The sequence below is a fragment of the Pedobacter cryoconitis genome (assembly GCF_003259615.1).
GTDB lineage: Bacteria > Bacteroidota > Bacteroidia > Sphingobacteriales > Sphingobacteriaceae > Pedobacter > Pedobacter cryoconitis.
Map to the genome: position 1 here is coordinate 96,411 of NZ_QLLR01000001.1, position 17,025 is coordinate 113,435.

The 17,025-nt window shown below is 40.0% G+C and carries 17 protein-coding genes; 5 read left to right on the forward strand and 12 right to left on the reverse strand.

All coding sequences use genetic code 11. The features are described from left to right. Positions 1-100 precede the first annotated feature (100 nt). On the forward strand, positions 101-1,765 hold the full coding sequence (locus LY11_RS00410; RefSeq protein ID WP_111631768.1) for a MutS-related protein: 1,665 nt from the start codon (positions 101-103) through the stop codon (positions 1,763-1,765). Here LY11_RS00410 and LY11_RS00415 read toward each other — a convergent pair. The 3 genes from LY11_RS00415 to LY11_RS00425 form a co-directional block, all read right to left on the reverse strand. After that, entirely contained in the window at positions 1,737-2,405 is a 669-nt protein-coding gene (locus tag LY11_RS00415; protein ID WP_146610773.1) for a hypothetical protein, read from the reverse strand. The two genes, LY11_RS00410 and LY11_RS00415, sit on opposite strands and share 29 nt — an antisense overlap. Before the next feature lie 62 nt (positions 2,406-2,467). Continuing rightward, complete coding sequence (locus LY11_RS00420; RefSeq protein WP_111631770.1) at positions 2,468-3,001, reverse strand: carboxymuconolactone decarboxylase family protein; 534 nt, start codon at positions 2,999-3,001, stop codon at positions 2,468-2,470. Between the two features lie 141 nt (positions 3,002-3,142). Then, positions 3,143-3,994, reverse strand: coding sequence for a helix-turn-helix domain-containing protein (locus tag LY11_RS00425; protein WP_111631771.1), 852 nt, complete (start codon positions 3,992-3,994; stop codon positions 3,143-3,145). 154 nt (positions 3,995-4,148) lie between these two features. Between LY11_RS00425 and LY11_RS00430 the strand changes: the two genes are divergently transcribed. Beyond that, positions 4,149-4,796, forward strand: coding sequence for an NAD(P)-dependent oxidoreductase (locus tag LY11_RS00430; protein WP_111631772.1), 648 nt, complete (start codon positions 4,149-4,151; stop codon positions 4,794-4,796). A gap of 33 nt (positions 4,797-4,829) precedes the next feature. On the opposite strand, the gene LY11_RS00435 is transcribed toward LY11_RS00430, so the two are convergent. From LY11_RS00435 to LY11_RS27015, 3 genes are read right to left on the reverse strand one after another with little or no spacing between them, the layout of a single operon-like run. Then, positions 4,830-5,366: a DUF1349 domain-containing protein gene (locus tag LY11_RS00435; protein WP_211321459.1), complete on the reverse strand. Its 537-nt coding sequence runs from the start codon at positions 5,364-5,366 to the stop codon at positions 4,830-4,832. A gap of 49 nt (positions 5,367-5,415) precedes the next feature. After that, positions 5,416-5,769, reverse strand: a complete 354-nt coding sequence (locus LY11_RS27010; protein ID WP_245952531.1) for an MFS transporter — start codon at positions 5,767-5,769, stop codon at positions 5,416-5,418. A 14-nt stretch (positions 5,770-5,783) separates the two neighbouring features. Then, complete coding sequence (locus tag LY11_RS27015; RefSeq protein ID WP_245952533.1) at positions 5,784-6,143, reverse strand: MFS transporter; 360 nt, start codon at positions 6,141-6,143, stop codon at positions 5,784-5,786. A 144-nt stretch (positions 6,144-6,287) separates the two neighbouring features. Here LY11_RS27015 and LY11_RS00445 point away from each other — a divergent pair, with 144 nt between their 5' ends. Then, the gene (locus LY11_RS00445) at positions 6,288-6,662 is read left to right on the forward strand and encodes a winged helix-turn-helix transcriptional regulator (RefSeq protein WP_111631774.1); all 375 of its coding nucleotides are present in this window, start codon (positions 6,288-6,290) and stop codon (positions 6,660-6,662) included. Positions 6,663-6,666: 4 nt separating this feature from the next. Here LY11_RS00445 and LY11_RS00450 read toward each other — a convergent pair whose 3' ends face one another. From LY11_RS00450 to LY11_RS00465, 4 genes are all read right to left on the reverse strand, one after another. Continuing rightward, on the reverse strand, positions 6,667-6,903 hold the full coding sequence (locus LY11_RS00450; protein ID WP_111631775.1) for a hypothetical protein: 237 nt from the start codon (positions 6,901-6,903) through the stop codon (positions 6,667-6,669). A gap of 54 nt (positions 6,904-6,957) precedes the next feature. Beyond that, positions 6,958-8,298 carry an ankyrin repeat domain-containing protein gene (locus LY11_RS00455; RefSeq protein WP_111631776.1) on the reverse strand — a complete coding sequence of 447 codons (1,341 nt, stop codon included), beginning with the start codon at positions 8,296-8,298 and terminating at the stop codon, positions 6,958-6,960. Positions 8,299-8,310: 12 nt separating this feature from the next. Then, positions 8,311-9,498, reverse strand: a complete 1,188-nt coding sequence (locus tag LY11_RS00460; RefSeq protein WP_111631777.1) for an ankyrin repeat domain-containing protein — start codon at positions 9,496-9,498, stop codon at positions 8,311-8,313. Between the two features lie 77 nt (positions 9,499-9,575). Beyond that, the gene (locus tag LY11_RS00465) at positions 9,576-10,238 is read right to left on the reverse strand and encodes an START domain-containing protein (protein ID WP_111632220.1); all 663 of its coding nucleotides are present in this window, start codon (positions 10,236-10,238) and stop codon (positions 9,576-9,578) included. A gap of 247 nt (positions 10,239-10,485) precedes the next feature. Here LY11_RS00465 and LY11_RS00470 point away from each other — a divergent pair, with 247 nt between their 5' ends. Together LY11_RS00470 and LY11_RS00475 are read left to right on the forward strand one after the other, a co-directional pair. Beyond that, the gene (locus tag LY11_RS00470) at positions 10,486-11,268 is read left to right on the forward strand and encodes a murein L,D-transpeptidase catalytic domain family protein (protein ID WP_111631778.1); all 783 of its coding nucleotides are present in this window, start codon (positions 10,486-10,488) and stop codon (positions 11,266-11,268) included. Between the two features lie 121 nt (positions 11,269-11,389). Beyond that, on the forward strand, positions 11,390-12,082 hold the full coding sequence (locus tag LY11_RS00475) for a phosphatase PAP2 family protein (RefSeq protein WP_111631779.1): 693 nt from the start codon (positions 11,390-11,392) through the stop codon (positions 12,080-12,082). Here LY11_RS00475 and LY11_RS00480 read toward each other — a convergent pair. Both LY11_RS00480 and LY11_RS00485 read right to left on the reverse strand, forming a co-directional pair. Then, a complete protein-coding gene (locus LY11_RS00480) occupies positions 12,072-15,749 on the reverse strand; it encodes an AAA family ATPase (RefSeq protein ID WP_111631780.1) in 3,678 nt (1,225 codons plus the stop codon). The genes LY11_RS00475 and LY11_RS00480 overlap by 11 nt on opposite strands. Next, positions 15,746-16,972 carry an exonuclease SbcCD subunit D C-terminal domain-containing protein gene (locus LY11_RS00485; RefSeq protein ID WP_111631781.1) on the reverse strand — a complete coding sequence of 409 codons (1,227 nt, stop codon included), beginning with the start codon at positions 16,970-16,972 and terminating at the stop codon, positions 15,746-15,748. The genes LY11_RS00480 and LY11_RS00485 overlap by 4 nt, the downstream gene beginning before the upstream one ends. Between the last annotated feature and the right edge of the window lie 53 nt (positions 16,973-17,025).

Below are 17,025 nucleotides of genomic sequence, written 5' to 3' on the forward strand. Positions count from 1 at the left end.
ACCAGCCTTATATAAAGTCAATGTTAAAATTGGATAACCTGTTCGTAATGCTCTTATTTTTATTTAAATTTCGCATCTTTTCATACTATCATAACCATAAATGCTGATTTTAGCTTATATTATTCTTGCCCTGGTAGCACTTTACCTTCTTGTTTATCTTTATAAAAAGAACTTTGCTGTTCAAACACAACGGGAGGAACTCAAGCGGGATTGGGGAAGTGCCAAGAACAGCAGATATATTGATATTGATTTAATAGAAAACTACTTCTTAAATACAATTACTGAATCTTCAGAAAAACTACAGCTGATTTCTGATAAAATAGCAGATGATTTATATATCAATGATGTCTTCAAACTGATCGACAGAACTATATCCAGAGTAGGCCAGCAATTTCTATATGCAAGGCTTAGAACAATTGATAAAGACCAAACAGACCTGATTTTTCTGGATAAATTTTCAGATCTGATTACCGAAGATGAAAAACTGAGACTCGATATACAGGCCACTTTACAAATACTCGAGAAAAACGATTCCTATTACTTCCAGGATCTGATTTATGCAAAGAAAATAGAGGCACCTGCATTTATGCCTATCGTCTATATTCTTTCTGTTCTGAATGTACTTTCCCTGATTGCTGCGATATTCCATCCGGGCTTCCTGCTTGTCTTTTTTGGAATATTTATTATCAATTCCGGAATTCATTACTGGAATAAAAACAAAGTCAGTGTACACACCTCTTCCCTTGGTGAGTTTCTAAAAGCGTTTGATACCGCTAAAAAACTAGATGCTGATGCAAAGATCAATGCACAATTCCCGGAAATAACGAATCTCATTAAAGAACTGACTCCGCTGAAAAGAAAAATGTTTGGCGTAAAGCTGGATAACATGGCTGAAGCGGATACAGTGATGATTGGCTACATGCTGTTCGAGCTGTTAAAGATTGCCTTCAATGTAGAAATTATCCTTTTTTACTCTATTATTGATTCCCTGAGATCTCAAAAAGACCTGCTAAAAAGACTTTTTAAATTCATAGGAACTGTTGATACTGCTATTTCTATTGCTTCGCTAAGACATTCATGGGATGGAGAATATTGCAAGCCGGTATTCAACCAGGAAAATTGCATCCATATCTCAGGTGTTAAACATCCGTTAGTTATAAATTGTGTTCCGAACGATCTTGATCTACAACATAAAAACCTATTGCTAACGGGTTCCAATATGTCTGGTAAAACAACTTTTATCAGATCTGTAGGTGTAAACCTGATTCTTGGTCAAACCTTATTTACCTGCATGGCTAAAGAATTCAGTATGCCTTATTCAAAAATATTCTCTTCTATTACCATTTCAGACAGTTTACTGGAAGAAAAGAGTTATTATTTTGAAGAAATGAGGATTATCAAAAACTTCATTGAAGAATCAGTGAGCGAAGAACCTTGTTTCTTCATCCTGGATGAGATTTTCAAAGGAACCAATACGATAGAGCGGGTTTCGGCTGGAAAAGCGATCCTCTCCTACCTGGCCAAAGGCAATAATATGGTTTTCGTTTCCACCCATGATACCGAGCTTAATGAGTTGCTGAAAACACAATACGAACATTATCATTTCTCTGAAACTATTGCAGAAGAAGAACTGGTCTTTGACCATACCATTAAAAAAGGCCCTTTAAAAACAAGGAATGCAATCAGAATTCTGGAAATTAATAATTATCCGGCAGCTGTGATTGCTGATGCGAATGCTACGGTTGATTTACTGATGAAGGATTAGTTAAATCCTGGATAATTGATTTGAAAGTCTTAATATGAAGACTGTCTCTTGCATTTTCCGGATTCTCTATATAATCTTTGAGCGCTTGTACATATGCTTTACGGAAAGACTCATTCTTAGTATTGGAATTGTACTCGCCCTGTGCTTTATATAATGGCTGTAAATTTTCGGCAATTTTCCTTTTAATCCCATAAGGTGATTCATCCCTCATGATCACAATATTCTTTTCAAAACCAGGGATATATTTAACGACGAAACGCTCTCCGCGGGGCGGAATAATAATTTCATTGCGAATCGGATAGATCGAAGCGGTAGTAGTAGAGAAATCCGTTATGACATCTTTTCCATCCGCAGTTTGAATGACTGCATCATAATCCCAGATCGGGGAATCATTTAAAGTGGAACTGGTTTCCTGCTCCAGTGTAACTACAGCAGATCCCCTCACACCATAATGTGCCAGGAAAGCTGCATTGACGAACTGACCAGTAAAAACATTGGCAAGCGCTAAAATAAAGCTCAGAACTACGTAAAAAATACTTCTGCGCCAAAAAGAAATAGCAATGCCAGTAATCAGTAACACAAAGAATGACCAGGCCCCATGATGCGCAAACAAGTAGAAAAGCATTGATAATATCTTCATAATTAATCTTTTATTCTATATAAAAATAGATTAATATTTCAATATTATCAATGCTGAATTTATTACAAAGCAGGCGCTAAAGGCCAGTCTACAGGAATATCAGTTAAAGCATGCAGGTAATTCGTAATCACTTTGTCACCTATAACCATTACAATATCAACCAGGTTTCCTTCCGTATAACCTGCTGCATAGAATTCTAGTAAAAGCTGTGCATCTGCATGTCCTTTGTTCTCTGTGATACTTTTAACCAAATTCGCCAAAGCTGAAAGTTTTGTATCAAAAGTAATCGCAGCTTTACGGATTTCTAAAATCTGAGCATCAGTAAAGCCATTCATTTTTGCGAAGGCAGTATGGGCGCTCAAACAATATAGACAATCATTGACCTGGCTAACTACTAAATTTATAACCTCACGCTCTTTAGCTCTGATAGAGGTTTTTGCGTTTTGCAGCGTCAGGTAATTTCCTAAAGCATTTTCAGAATGTGCAAATGCAGCATATAGATTTGGAACAAAACCTACCATTTTGTTTAAATTATCAAAAATAGCCTGGTTAGCCGGAGTTACTTCTTCTCTGGTTGGAACTGTGAATGTTTTCATGCGTTTATTTATTAATGTTCTTTTCTTATTGAATACTACAAATATCTGCCTATAAGTGAGCCTGAGCCATAGAGAGACTTCCCGATGATTTGTAATTAATGCCTGAAACATGAATACCTGAAACCAGCAGAATCCAGCCAGTTAAGAAACTAATTTAGCTGCTCTGAAATCTGAAGGAGAAAAGGAAGCATGCTTCTTAAAGAAATTACTGAAATAAGCCGCATCATCAAAACCCAGCTCATAAGCGATTTCTTTCGCAGACTTATCTGTATAAATTAAGAGTCGTTTAGCCTCTAAAACCACCCTTTCCTGAATCACAGCCAAAGGCGATTTATGATTATAAATTGCAAACAGGTTAGCTAATGTCTTTGGCGAGCGACTTAGCAGCTCTGCATAAAATTGCACCTGATGCTGTAAACGAAAATGCTGTTCAACCAGCAGATTATAACGCCTGATTATATCAAGTTTATCATCTGTCAGGTTTTTATCCGTTACATATTGACTTTTGGCGAGCCTGGTAATGATAATGATCAATCTTTTCAGCAACATCTGCAACATCTCCCGCTGGATATTATCTACCGTATTAAATTCTTCAATAAAGATTTCAAAAAGCAAGGTGATCTTTTTCTGCTCCTGTTCATTTAGTCTGACAAACAGATTACCTGTAGATCCGTAAAATAAGAACCCAACACAGCTCACCTCTTTATCGTGGTCAACAATGCAATAGAAATTCCTGTTATACTGCCACGCTACTATTTGTTCAGGCTTTTCAAACTGGAAAGACTGGTTCACCATTAAAGGTAAAATACTCTGCTCAGGAAAGTCATATTTAACCCCATCAATTGTAATCACCTGCTGCGCTCCTTTGTTCCAGGCAATCGTTAGAAATTTATCCGTCCGGTCACGCTGAAAAAAAGAACGGTCAAAACCAGCTTCGTTTATAGTTAAATGGAATTCGCCTTTAGTAACCGGCTCTAAGTGATGGAACTTCATATACAAGTGATTGATAAATTATGTAAATTTAATGCATTCTACTGTCTTTATAAAATATCGCTTATTCAAGCGGATTCCCAAAATCCGTGTATTCATCAGGTCAGCTGACTAGTGGTGAAGGCACAATATTTTCAATAATTTTATAAAGAAATCAATGAAACAAGCTATAAAAATTGCCCTATTAGGCGCAACAGGAAAAGCGGGCCAATACCTGCTTCAGGAATTACTAACTAACGGATACCAGGTAAAATCTCTGATCAGAAAACCAAAGGACTACAAAATATCACATCCTGCATTGGAAATCGTAGCAGGAGACATCAAAGATATGGCAACCACACGCCAGTTAATTGAAGGCTGCGACGTAGTAATCAGTGCAATCGGACAAAATAAAGATGACATACTCATTTCAAGCCTGGCTACTGAAAATATCATCAAAGCTATGCAGGAGTTTAAACTCAGCAGGTATATCTTATTGACAGGCTCCAATCTTGAAGTTCCGGGAGATCAGAAAAGTGCTAAAAATTTAGAAGGCACAGCCTGGATGAAGGCGACTTTTCCTGTGTTTGTGGCAGATAAACAAAAAGCCTATGAAATACTGACCACCAGTTCAATAGACTGGACAATTGTCAGATTGCCCTGGATTGAGAAAACTACAGAAAGACGGGGCCTGGCAGTTGATTTGAAAGATTGTCTGGAAGAACTGATCAGCACAACAGATCTGGCTGATTTCCTGATTTCCCAGATTACAGATACAACTTATGTAAAAAAAGCCCCCTTTGTAGCAAGTAAGCCCAAATTATAAACAAAAAAGGGAGCCTCTGAAGGCTCCCTTAATTTATACAACCTCTACCTTGAAATCTTCAAAAGTTACCGGAAAACTCTCTTTTCCCGGAGCCGCAGCAACCATGCCAATCTGTACTTTTACTCCCGGAGGAAAATAAGCCAGACGAAGCATATCATATTTCTTTTGATCAAATGAATATTTGATCTCTACATAATCCCCTTTTCGCAATAATTTCAACCAAACCGATTCAGGACTATCATGACGTGGTACTACAGACCAGTCTGAAACCTCTCTGGTCACCACTGCACTGATATTCTGAACTCCATCGACATATTCTATCCCCGTTTTGATCCAGTTCTTTTCATCGATCCTGATCATTAATCCAGCCTGGTGGAAAAGCTCCTGATACTGACCTGTAATTTTTACGCTGGCCAGGAAATCACCAGTAAACTCCTGGTAGTAAAAAGGGCCATTATCACGTTTAAAACCATAATGTGTCACTTGCCAGTAATCCGTATCCGGATCTACAGTGAAATTTAAAAGGGCGGCATTTCCATTCCATGTGCCGGGTTGATTGAACCATTTCATAGCTGTAATATAGGAAGAAGCTATTTAATTTAAGCGATAAATTTAAAGATCAGGAATAGCATTTCACGCGTTGCTGCCAGCTTTCAATGAGGCTTCTCAATCCGATCATGATCAAAGACAGCAGGCCAAAACTCATCCCAACCCATGGAGACATCGCTATTCCGCTTGTCGCAATAACCCATCCACTCACAATAGTTCCCACAGAAACTCCAAGATTCCCAAAAGAAGTAGCCAGGCTATTCGCAAACTCTAAGGCATGTGGTGCAGCAGAAATCATATAAGCTGAAGCATTGAGAAAACAAGGAGCATAAAGGAAACCCCAAACCGCAACAACCAAAATAGTCATTCCCGTATTTCCAGCTGAATATTGCAAAGCGAAAGGGATCAATAGTGTCCCTGACAAAAAAGCCGCTGTAGTTAAGGGGCTGCAATGGCTGTTGAAATATAAACTGGCTGCAAGAATGCAGGTAATATACGTACCGTAAGCAGCAACCAGAAAGGAGGTGCAAAAGAGGAAACAATACCGGTAACTAAAAATATCGCAATTGCGGCTACCATAATTTTTTTGCGGTCGAAACCAGAGGCCATTAAAGTCATAAATGGACCAGTTAGTGCAATAACCAGCGCAAATGCACTGAGCAGAATACCTGCTTTATCAATAGTAATCTGATAATGCTCAGCCAGCTGAGGCAATACACCGATTACTCCGAATTCTGTACTGATGATGCCAATCATTCCAAGGCATCCTATATAGGCTGTTTTTTTGTTTATAATCATGACTTATTTGCTTTCTATCAGAGAATAAAACACGTTTGTATTTAATCATCCCGATTTATTTAAATTGAGCTGGCTAAATTAAATGGTAACCCTTACTTTTACAGGCAATACACAAATTGTATGGTACATACAAAAAAGTAAGTAATGGGAAATATCAAGGAGAATTCAACAAATAACTTAAACAGAAAATATATTACAAATGACTGTGACTTAACCTATTCAGTTTGTATGGTTGGTGGAAGATGGAAGTTATTGATTCTTTGTAAACTGGAGCCGGGTAAACTCAGGTTCAGTGAGCTGAAAAGAGAAATCTGCAACATTACCGAGCGTATGCTGACTTTACATTTAAGAGAACTGGAAACTGACGGGATCATTAAGCGCACCGTTTATGCAGAGGTTCCGCCAAGAGTAGAGTACGAATTAACGGCTATAGGTATAGAGCTGATCCCAATTTGGAAACAGCTGAGCCAATGGGGAGCAAAACACAGAGAATTAATGAAAGAAGTATCAGCAGTGTAGAATCTTACATTCCCCTGTCCCGAATCATTTCCCCTAATAGCTGGACTAATTCATCAGACAAATCATCATCAGTAATCCATTTGGTGCCGAGCTCAATATCCTCTTTGGGATAGATCACGCCAAGTACTAGTGGAACCACAACACCATTTACAGTTTCATCATAAGAAACAATATACTGTCCGTTATTTGCTGAAGTAACGGTAACCGTGTGGTGTAAAAACCTGATACTAAATTCGTCCATCTGAATCCAATGAAAAGGCTGATTTCCTGAATAGAAACCAGCCTGTTTTTTGCTTTATCCTTTTAAAATTTTACTCTTTTCCGTGTCAAATTCCTCTTGCGTAAGTATCCCCGCATCGAGTAATTCTTTCAAATCCAGTAAAGCCAGCTTTTTAGCAGCCAGATCATTCACAGGAGCGGCCACAGGTGCATCAGCTTTGATTACAGGAGTTATCACAGTTCCAGAAGCACTGAATTTCATAATCAGCTCTGTAATCTCATTATATCCCTTTATATTAGAATAGTCGATTGCTTTTTGCTCTTTTACATTGACAACTGTAACATCAGCGCCATTCTCCAGCAGGAATTTAGCAATATCTTTCTTGCCATTCGAAGCCGCATAATGTAAAGCAGTATTACCTGATTCATCCTGATAATTTACAGTAGCGTCTTTCTCTACCAGCAATTTCACCATACTCAGTGCACCGCACTTTACAGCCAATTGTAATAAACTCTCTCCGCTGCAAACCTCATTATTCAGATTAAAGTTACTGTCAAGCGCGGTTTCCACTGCACTTTCCACCCAATCCAGGTAAGAATCCATGGCCCCATCTGCTTTGTTAAATGGTCTGGCATAATTGGAATCCAACCCGTTTTCAATAAATAATTTGACAGTTTCCTTCTGATTGTGTGCAACCGCATACCAGATTGGAGACATTCCGGTTTTTGAAGAAATAAAAATATCAGCCCCTCTTTTAACCAGTAATTTCACAATCAGCTGATTATTATCATAACAAGCTACTAATAAAGCGCTCTCACCCGCATCATTGATATGATTGACCTCAGCACCATTATCAATTAATAGTTCTGCCATCTGGCTATTTTTAGCTTTGGCGGCAATCAGTAACACATTATCCCCCAGGTTATTCGTTTTATGAATAGCTGCGCCATGTTCCAAAAGTGTTTTTACAATCTCTCTGTTACTGCAGCCCGCAGCAATCAATAAAGGAGTTTCCGCATCATTATTTTCTAAATCAGCTTCCAATCCAAGATCTAACAGTTTTTTAAGCACATCAATCTGTGCGGTCATGGCTGTAATATGAGAGAAACTATTGCCCTGGTTATCATTGATATTAATCTTAGCTTCTTTCTCAATCAGAAACATTGCGGTTTGCTTTTGTTTCTGAACCAGCGCAAAATAAAGTGGTGTTTCTCCATTATGATCTTCATAATCAATATTGGCTCCTTTATCGGCCAGTATTTTCACAATATCCAGATAACCTCTGTGGGCTGCATAATGCAAAGCCGTACGGCCTTTTTCATCTGTATATTTAACATCCGTTTCATCGGAAGAAAGTAATAACTCCGCTATTTTTCTATTGCCGTTTTCGCAGGCAATCAGGAATGACATTGACATTTGATACGTTAATTATTTTGCTGAATTGGACATTAATAATTGTACTGTTTTTATTTTGATGTTGTTATTGGATGCCAGCATCAAAGGCGTTTCTTCGTTACTGTTGACCAAATTCACATCTGCCCCTGCCCCGATCAGTAATTTTACCTTTTTATAAATATCCTTTGCCTTTTGTTCGTCTAATACGCTATTATATCCGCATACCTTATGCAGGATCGTTTCGCCCAGATCATCCGGTTCATTCACCTCTATTTTTCCTGTTTCCAGTGCTATTTCCAAAGTTTCGAAGGATTTCTCAGCCAACCAGTCGAGACCAGATTTCTGCTGATCATAATGTGGTGCTTTCTGATTAATATCTGCGCCTGCTTCTAAAAGCTTCGGCAAAAAACTGATATAAGAATTATTACTCAGGCGGCTTAAATAAGAAGATAACAGCGTGTTTCCACTCTCATCTACCTGGTCAAAATCGGGCGTAGTATAAGCTGCAAGTTTATCATAAATTTTTTCACTGGACTGGTCTATTACCGCACGTGTAAAAGCCGTTTTCCCTTTTTCATCCTGCACATTTGCATCTGCCCCATTTTCTAAAAGCAAATCCAGATAATCAACCTTATTATTGTTAATAGCCACCATAAGCGGCGTTTCTCTGACTACATTAGCCTTGTTAACATCTAAACCGGCATCAATTAAAACCTCCATATAAGCGATCGCTTTCTCAGGAGCCATCATTCTTTTATTAACGACCTCATAAAGCAGGCTTTGCTCTGCATTATTTGTATAATTCACATCGCAGCCCGCATCAATCAGGCATTGAATGACCTTTACATCCGCACCATTTTCCAGTGCATAACTCAGTAAAGTTACGTCCCCTATCTCGTCATTCAGATTATCCATTTTTCCAAGAAAACCTGATAACCAGGTAATTGATTCCTCATCTGCCGGAAGTTCTCTGGTTATAGTTTCAAAAATTGTATTCCTGAAAGAGTCGTATTCATAAATATCTGTTTCGATAGTTTTATCAGCTACCCAAAGGTCAATGATTTCAAATTCTTTGGCTTTGATGACCTGACTGAATGGAAGAGTGAAATTGGGTTGACTGATTACTTCTTTAGAGATTTTCTCTCCGCCCTGGAGTAAGGATTTCGCTTTTTCAAAGTCTCTGGATTGGATTGCACTTACAATTTCACTTTCGATTCTCATTATATCTGTAGTTTTCTGTTTATAACTATAACTCCAAATACGATTTAATGTTTTACGTAAGCGATAATATATTTTCTTTAATCACTAATCAGCTTAAAGTGTGCCTTTTTATACGTATCCTTTTGCACATGTGCTTTCAGGTTTCTAAACGTTTCCAGTGGTCCTTTGGTCGCAAAAAGATTGATCAGCCACGCTGGTATATTTCCCATAGGATCAACTTCAAGTACATACTCCGCTCTGACTTGATTTTTACTCACCGGGGTAATCGTCCATTTTCCAACTGAATGGCTGATTCTGACAATATTTTTCTTTTCCTGTACATAACCTGGAATACATGGAGAATTTACTGTGATCACTTTAGTCTGAGGGTCCTGCTCGGCCTGTATATGCACTACATAATCGCGGTCTTCTGCTGGCCAGGGAACATCGACCAGCGAATAATAAACCAGATCGAGCGGTGAAACTTGTTTGATCAGCACATTTTCTTTGCTATGGTATACCCATTCGCCACAGGTTTGTATATCCAAAATAGCAGCCAGCAATTGTGAAGAAGCAGCAGGGATAGTACTGACTACTTTAATCGCTTTGATTTTAGAATTTTCAATTGGACGGGTATAAACCTGGATGCCTTCTTTATTAACAGATAAAGTCCATTTTTCCTGGGCTGAGGCTAAATTTAAACCACTAAAAAACAAAACAAAAGTGAGGAACAGGAGGCAGGTATTGTGAGATCTTGACATAAAAAGCTGCGGCATAAAAAAGATAATTTAACCGGGCTGTAAAAATACATAAATCGTATTTATGAGACTATTTTTATATATTTATATAAGTCATCATCACGTAATTATACCACATTTTTGCACTAACCATTTAGATTTCAGTACCTTTGTTCAACTAAAACTAAAAAAACCTCCTCAAAACCATTAGCATCTGAAGAAAAAAACTACCTAATTAATCGTATCAAACATAGCACTTAAACCCCATTCTATGAGAAAATACCTTTTAGGCGGAGCAGGAATAACATTTAGCATCCTTGCCCTGACCATTCTAATTAGCTGGATACCTTGTTCAAACCGGAATTTACCGGACAAAGTTGTTACCCAAGACTCCCTTTACAATTTGCATGTAAACAAAATTTATTATGCAGCCCATCTGGAACAAACAGGTCTTAGTCACCAGGTTTTTGAAAAAGCATTGACAGGATTTTACAATCTTAAAAATGTCGGGAAGGTTTGCAGTGAAAAATCCATTTTAACTATTGCAGATTTCGATCAGAACAGCACAAAAAAGCGGCTCTGGATTATCGATCTTTCCAAAGACTCCCTGCTTTTAAATACCTGGGTAGCACATGGTCAGCGTAGTGGTGATGATTTAGCCACCCGTTTTTCTGATGCCAGGGATTCTTATGAAAGCAGCCTTGGATTTTACGTGACTGGTGAAGTTTACAAAGGTAAACACGGGCGTTCACTGCGTCTGGATGGTATGGATGAAGGTTACAATTCAAATGCCAGGAGCCGTTCAATTGTGGTTCATGGTGCGCCCTATGTTAGTCAGGGAACAATTAACGAGTTAGGAAGACTTGGACGCAGCCAGGGTTGCCCGGCAGTACCCGCAGAACTATCTGACAAAGTGATCAATACTATTGAAGGGAAGACTGTTATTTTCATTAACGGAACGCATCAGGCCTACTTCTCAAAATATCTCGACGCACATCTTGCGGCAAATATTATTGTACCGATGCAAGACAGCAGTGCAATTGCACGTATATAACTAACTTTTTAGTCGAAGATTTAACCAATGGCATGATGCTCAATAATTCTATTGATCATCATGCCTTAATACTGTCATTACATTGTCATCCTACCTTTGGGCAATCCGGATTAATCAACCCATGCTCAAAACGATCAAACACTTTCCTTTATTTTTCTTTTTCCTGGTTCTGCTCTTTATCACCGGGATCAGCTTTTGCATATGCACTTCTAAATTAGATAGTTTTACCAGTCTGAATTTATATCATCCAGCCTGGCTTGATCATTTTTTCTCTTATTATACCCTGATGGGTGATGGAATGATCTGTATGGCCGCTATTGTGCTGTTATTCTTATTCAAAAAGAAGAAAGCTGCGCTCATCCTGTTTGTGGCTTATTTAACTTCAGGTCTGATCGTTCAGCTTTTAAAAAGAATCATCTTCCAACCCAGGCCCTCTCTTTATTTTGACCAGATTTCCTTTCACTATGACCACTTTGTAGATGGAATAGAGCCTTTGCGTTCAGGATCTTTTCCTTCTGGTCATACGGCTTCTGCTTTCGCCATGGCAACAGTTCTTGTGCTTTGCCTGAAAAAGAAGAAAATCAGTTTGCTCTGCCTGCTCACTGCAGTGCTGGTTGGCTATTCCAGGATTTACCTGGGCCAGCATTTTTTACAGGATGTGATTGCTGGCGGTATTACAGGGTGCATTTTTGCCTTGCTTAGCTATTACCTGATTCAGCAAGCCAAACCTTTTAAATCTTTTAAGGCTTTAAAAAGAACACAACCAGCGTATGCACAAACTCCAGAACAGGAATATATACAAACTATACGTTAACCTCTATCAGTTCTCCATAGCTAAACAATGCTATTTTGCTTGATCCTCCCGGCTGCCTGCTCAATTGTATCTGTGTACCTATCCGTTCCTTTAAAGTCTCCACATGCGAAATAATACCTATACTCTTACCATTCGCCTGTAAGTTCTCTAATGCTGTGATTGCAACATCAAGCGTTTCTGCATCCAGCGTACCAAATCCTTCGTCAATAAACAGCGAATTGATTTGCACTTTACGACTTGCCAGATCTGACAGCCCTAAAGCCAGCGAAAGACTGACCAGGAAGCTCTCACCTCCTGAAAGTGTAGACATCGGTCTGATTACATCTGCCTGATACCCATCAATAATCTGTAAATCCAGATCCTTTTCCGGGCTTTTCAGAATGCTGTAGCGATCACTTAACCGCAGTAAATGGCGGTTCGCCAATTCAGTTAATCGTGCTAAAGTAAGTCCTTGCGCAAAGCGGCTGAACTTTTTACCATCAGCAGATCCAATCAAAGCAGCAAGCTTCTGGAAACGGTCCGACTGCTTTTGCTGCTCAGCAATCTGCCCGGCAACTTCACTATGCTTCAATTTCAGCAAATCATCTTCAGCGAGCTGATGCCTTAACCTGACCATCTGCTCTACCAAAATTCTCAATTGCTGACTATATTCTTCCAGCTGAGGACTAATGGCCTCCGTGGTTTCTTCCGTTAATGCTTTTTGTCTTTCAGTTTCCAGATCCTTATCAGCGGCCTGTAAAAGACTTTTGCCCGATGCAATTTTTTGTGCAGCTTCTTTCTGCAATTCATCAGCAGCCTTTGCCTCCTCCTCAGGCAAATACAATTGCTTCAGCTCTGTTAAACTCTGTAATCCATCTAAAGTTAGCTTACCCATTAATTTTTCCAAATGGGTATTAAACAACTCTTTGGTTGATAAATAAGAAACATGCAGTGTAGCTTTCCGGTCTTCAATAATCCGCACCTTTGCCTGCTTCTCTTGTAATACGCGCTGAAAATTCTCAGCTTCTGTCCTATATTTCTTTAAGGCATTCGCCAGTTGTATTCTCTCCTGTACAGGATCTTTTGAACCAAAGAGTTCAATACGGTCTTCCTGCATTTGCTGTAAAACCTTTTCTTGCTCCTTTAATTGTCCCGTCAGCAGCTCAATCTGATCCTTTTTCTCATTCCATACCACAAGGCTACTTTTGAGTTCAGTTTCCAGCTGCCGAAGATCAGGCTGCAGTTGATTCAATTCTCTTTCGGAGGTTTGATAACGCTCAAACCTTTCCTTCATTTCCGAAATAATATTTTCTGCATGCTCTGCCTCAAAAAGAATACCGAACGGCTTTATCAACCCGGCAGCTTTAACAACGACCCCCTTAATTTCCTGCTCAGCAGCATCAAGTTCCCGTGCAATTAAATCCAGTTGTTTTTCAGCAAAACTAATCGTTAACCCCGTTTGCTCAATCTTATTCCGCTGTTGCGATAAAACTTCCTTTTGCGCAGTAACCTGTAACTCCACTGCATTAATTTGCAGCTGCGTATCTTTTACCGCTTTCAATTGAACCCCCAAAGTTTGCTGCTGCAGCCTTTTTCTGTTAATCACAGCCTCAATAATTCCAGGTTTAGCAAGTTCTAAAGGCTTAGGTAACTTCTCATTATTTGTCTTAAACTCTAAAAGACTTTGTGTGATAGCTTCCTGTAAAACCAACAAAGATTTCTCACTGGTCTGCACCTGGTGATCCAGTGTATTCAGCTCCATGAGCTGCTGATTCCAGGTCTTTTTCAGCAAATTAACCTGCTCCAGCTGTTGATTACGCCTGGCTGCCGATTCCGTTAACTTACTGGTATATTTTCCTTCTACAAATGGGTGATGTACCGAGCCGCAAAGCGGACAAGGTTGTTCCGGCTCCAATTGTAAACGATCTGCATCATATTTCTGCACTTTCACTTCCAGCTCATAAATTTGCTGCAAATAGTCCAGTTGGGTTGTGCCCGCTGTATGCTCTGATTCCAAGGCAGTCACAGCCTGCGCTACAGAAACCTTTTGTTTTTGGTAAGTTTCTAAAGCAGCAGTCAAGGCAGTTTGCTCTGCCAAAAGTTTATGGTATTGACCAGACAAGCGCAATTGCTGTTCGGAAGTCTGGATCAGCACCGGTAAAAAACTAAAATCTGCTTCCAGTTCTTCCACAGATTTCCCTGCCAAAGTATGCTGTAGATGCTGCGTAAACTGCGCAATTGCCGTTTGAAACTCAACTAATTTCAATTCCAGTAAACTACTGCTTTTCTCCGCCTCTACCACAATCAGTTTTCCTTTTTCTGCCTGCCCTGTATATTCCAGCCATTGTTTGTGCTTCACAGCTGTACTCGCTTCTAAACTCTTCAGCTGCTGTACCATCTGGTCAAATACAATTACCTGCTTATCCAGCTCACGTTCTTTAGCATTGTCCTTCAGCCATTCTGAAAGTATATTAATCCGCTGTTGCAAAGCCTTCAGCTGCTGCTCCATCCCCAAACGGGCAGCAGTGATGGATTGGAGGCTTAAATGAGCAACCTCAAAAGATTTCCTTGTTTTATCCAGTTCATGCTTAGTCCCCTCAATTAACAAATCTTTCTTAACCACAGTTTCAAAAACCGGTTCTGATTCCGTGATCGTCTGCTCGGTGAATTCAATTTTCTGTTTGGCCTGCTCCAAAGCAGTTTTCATTACGGCTTCTTCCTTAAGCAAATCCGGATGCTCTGCTTCAGCCTGCTGTAAATCATTCTTGATTTTAAGCTGCTGACTCTCTATAGTTGCTAATTCTGCTAATGCAGGACGATGAACCAATGCCGATAAATGCTTTTGAAGCCGAAAGAACCGATTTTCATGCGAAGCGTAGAAAAGCTCATCCGCAGCTAAACTTTGCAATAATTCCACTTTACGGGCTTCCAGTTTCCCAAGCGTATTCAGCCAGTCAATTTTAGCCTTCAATAGAGCTTCCTGCACCTTCAGCTCACTTTCCTGCGTAGAAAGTTCAATCAAACTATCCTGATAAATGGTCCTTTCTTCAGCAGCCAGTAGAACCACATGATCCAGCTGCCCCCTTAACTGATCCAGCTTCGCCCGTTCCTCTTTTGCTTTTTCGTAAGCATCCATAGAAATCTGCGAATAAATACCTGTATCAGTGATCCTTTCCAGCAACTCACTTCTTTCATTCTCATCCGCTTTCAGAAAGCGTGTAAAATCACCCTGCGATAAAATCACAGAACGTAAAAACTGGTTATAATCCAACCCGCATAACCTGACGATCTCATCCCTCACCTCCTGCAAAGGATGCTCGATAATAATGGTACCGCTAACTGCTTCAGCCAGTTCCATCTTTTGCGTTTGCAAAGCACCTTCCGCCTTACCGCGGCTGCGCCTGATGGACCATTTGGCCCTATATAATTTATCCTTGACTTCAAATTCTACTTCCGCAAAAGACTCCCCCGTATGCCGGGTCATAATCTCAAATACATCTTTGGTATGGCGGTGTACCCTTCCATACAAAGCGACTGTAATCGCATCCAGTATTGTTGTTTTTCCCGCCCCCGTAGGCCCGGTAATCGCAAAGATCCCGCTCTCCGTAAAAGGAGGCTGATCAAAACGAATCTCATGCTGCCCTTTCAGGGAATTAAGATTTAAAAATTTGATACTTATAATTTTCATCCCTGATCCTCCTTTTGCGCCATATATTCCAAAACCTCTTTAAAAGTAAACAGCAACTCCGCATGATCCTCTTCCGGATACTCTGCCTCACAGCGCTTTAAAAACACCGTCTGCGGGTCAAGATCCGTCAATGCCATAGCCTCATGTGTTTGTTCGTCCAGATTCTGAACCGCTCTTGTTCTGAGCTGACGGGGAAATAACCGCTCTATGAAAGGCTTATTGACGATCAGCGTATTCAACTGTTCTTCCAGATCAAAAATGAAAGTCTCTGTTTCCACCTGAACCTCTACCCATGCCGGGTACAATGTCCCGGGATCTTCCAGTAAAACCAATTTAGTCTTCACCTTCTCAAAATCCCCTTTTATCCTGATTAGCTTTCGGTAACCAGGCACTTCAACCTCTGCCAGGCTCACTAACTCTCCCCCTTGAAATTCAAGAACAATAACCTGTTTCCTATCATCAGTTTCAGAAAAGCTCAATGGGATCGGCGAGCCCGAATACCGGATATGGTTCATTTGATTGATGACTTGCGGGCGATGGATATGCCCCAACGCGACATAATCAAACTCTACCGGGAACTGATCTCCTCCAACCTGCCCCAGATTACCCACATGGATCTCTTTTTCACTGTCCGAAGTACTCGATCCCGCAGCAAAAAGATGCCCTGTCGCAATTACAGGAATATGCTGAGCCTTATATTCCCCGATATATTCCGTAAAACGGTGGTAATGGTCACAAATTCCCTGTTTGATCCTGGTTTCTCTTTCCTCAGCAGTTTCGCCCGAAACAGAAAGTCTAATATCGCGGTCACGCAGAAAAGGGACGGCGCAAACCACCAATTCCAGTTCACCCGAAGGGCTGTGTATTTCAATAATCTGATCTGTAAATTCTTCAGGGACACCGCCAATAATATGTACATTAAAGTACTTAAGCAGTGTAGATGGGGCATTAAGGGTACTGATAGAGTCGTGATTGCCCCCGATAATGATGACTTCTCTGCAGCTTGTATCCTTAACCCGTCTCAAAAAACCATAATACTGCTCAAAAGCCGTATTAGAGGGGCTACCAGTGTCAAAAACATCACCAGCAATGATTAAAACATCTATTTTTTCGGTCTGTAAAGTCTGTATCAGCCAGTCCAGAAAAGCCTGATGCTCCGCTGTACGTTCACTCTGTTCCAGTCTTTTTCCAAGGTGCCAGTCGGCCGTATGAAGAATTCTCATTGCCTGCTAAATTAAACAATTGCCCAGACAATTGTTTAATTTAGGCAAAGCAT

What these genes read in the sequence shown, in the direction of transcription:
- LY11_RS00420 (WP_111631770.1), bottom strand. Translation starts at nt 3,001, where the DNA reads ATGAAAACATTCACAGTTCCAACCAGAGAAGAAGTAACTCCGGCTAAC.
- LY11_RS00415 (WP_146610773.1), bottom strand. Translation starts at nt 2,405, where the DNA reads ATGAAGATATTATCAATGCTTTTCTACTTGTTTGCGCATCATGGGGCC.
- LY11_RS00445 (WP_111631774.1), top strand. Translation starts at nt 6,288, where the DNA reads ATGGGAAATATCAAGGAGAATTCAACAAATAACTTAAACAGAAAATAT.
- LY11_RS00485 (WP_111631781.1), bottom strand. Translation starts at nt 16,972, where the DNA reads ATGAGAATTCTTCATACGGCCGACTGGCACCTTGGAAAAAGACTGGAA.
- LY11_RS00470 (WP_111631778.1), top strand. Translation starts at nt 10,486, where the DNA reads ATGAGAAAATACCTTTTAGGCGGAGCAGGAATAACATTTAGCATCCTT.
- LY11_RS00410 (WP_111631768.1), top strand. Translation starts at nt 101, where the DNA reads ATGCTGATTTTAGCTTATATTATTCTTGCCCTGGTAGCACTTTACCTT.
- LY11_RS00455 (WP_111631776.1), bottom strand. Translation starts at nt 8,298, where the DNA reads ATGTCAATGTCATTCCTGATTGCCTGCGAAAACGGCAATAGAAAAATA.
- LY11_RS27015 (WP_245952533.1), bottom strand. Translation starts at nt 6,143, where the DNA reads ATGATTATAAACAAAAAAACAGCCTATATAGGATGCCTTGGAATGATT.
- LY11_RS00450 (WP_111631775.1), bottom strand. Translation starts at nt 6,903, where the DNA reads ATGGACGAATTTAGTATCAGGTTTTTACACCACACGGTTACCGTTACT.
- LY11_RS00425 (WP_111631771.1), bottom strand. Translation starts at nt 3,994, where the DNA reads ATGAAGTTCCATCACTTAGAGCCGGTTACTAAAGGCGAATTCCATTTA.
- LY11_RS00475 (WP_111631779.1), top strand. Translation starts at nt 11,390, where the DNA reads ATGCTCAAAACGATCAAACACTTTCCTTTATTTTTCTTTTTCCTGGTT.
- LY11_RS00480 (WP_111631780.1), bottom strand. Translation starts at nt 15,749, where the DNA reads ATGAAAATTATAAGTATCAAATTTTTAAATCTTAATTCCCTGAAAGGG.
- LY11_RS00435 (WP_211321459.1), bottom strand. Translation starts at nt 5,366, where the DNA reads ATGAAATGGTTCAATCAACCCGGCACATGGAATGGAAATGCCGCCCTT.
- LY11_RS00460 (WP_111631777.1), bottom strand. Translation starts at nt 9,498, where the DNA reads ATGAGAATCGAAAGTGAAATTGTAAGTGCAATCCAATCCAGAGACTTT.
- LY11_RS00430 (WP_111631772.1), top strand. Translation starts at nt 4,149, where the DNA reads ATGAAACAAGCTATAAAAATTGCCCTATTAGGCGCAACAGGAAAAGCG.
- LY11_RS00465 (WP_111632220.1), bottom strand. Translation starts at nt 10,238, where the DNA reads ATGTCAAGATCTCACAATACCTGCCTCCTGTTCCTCACTTTTGTTTTG.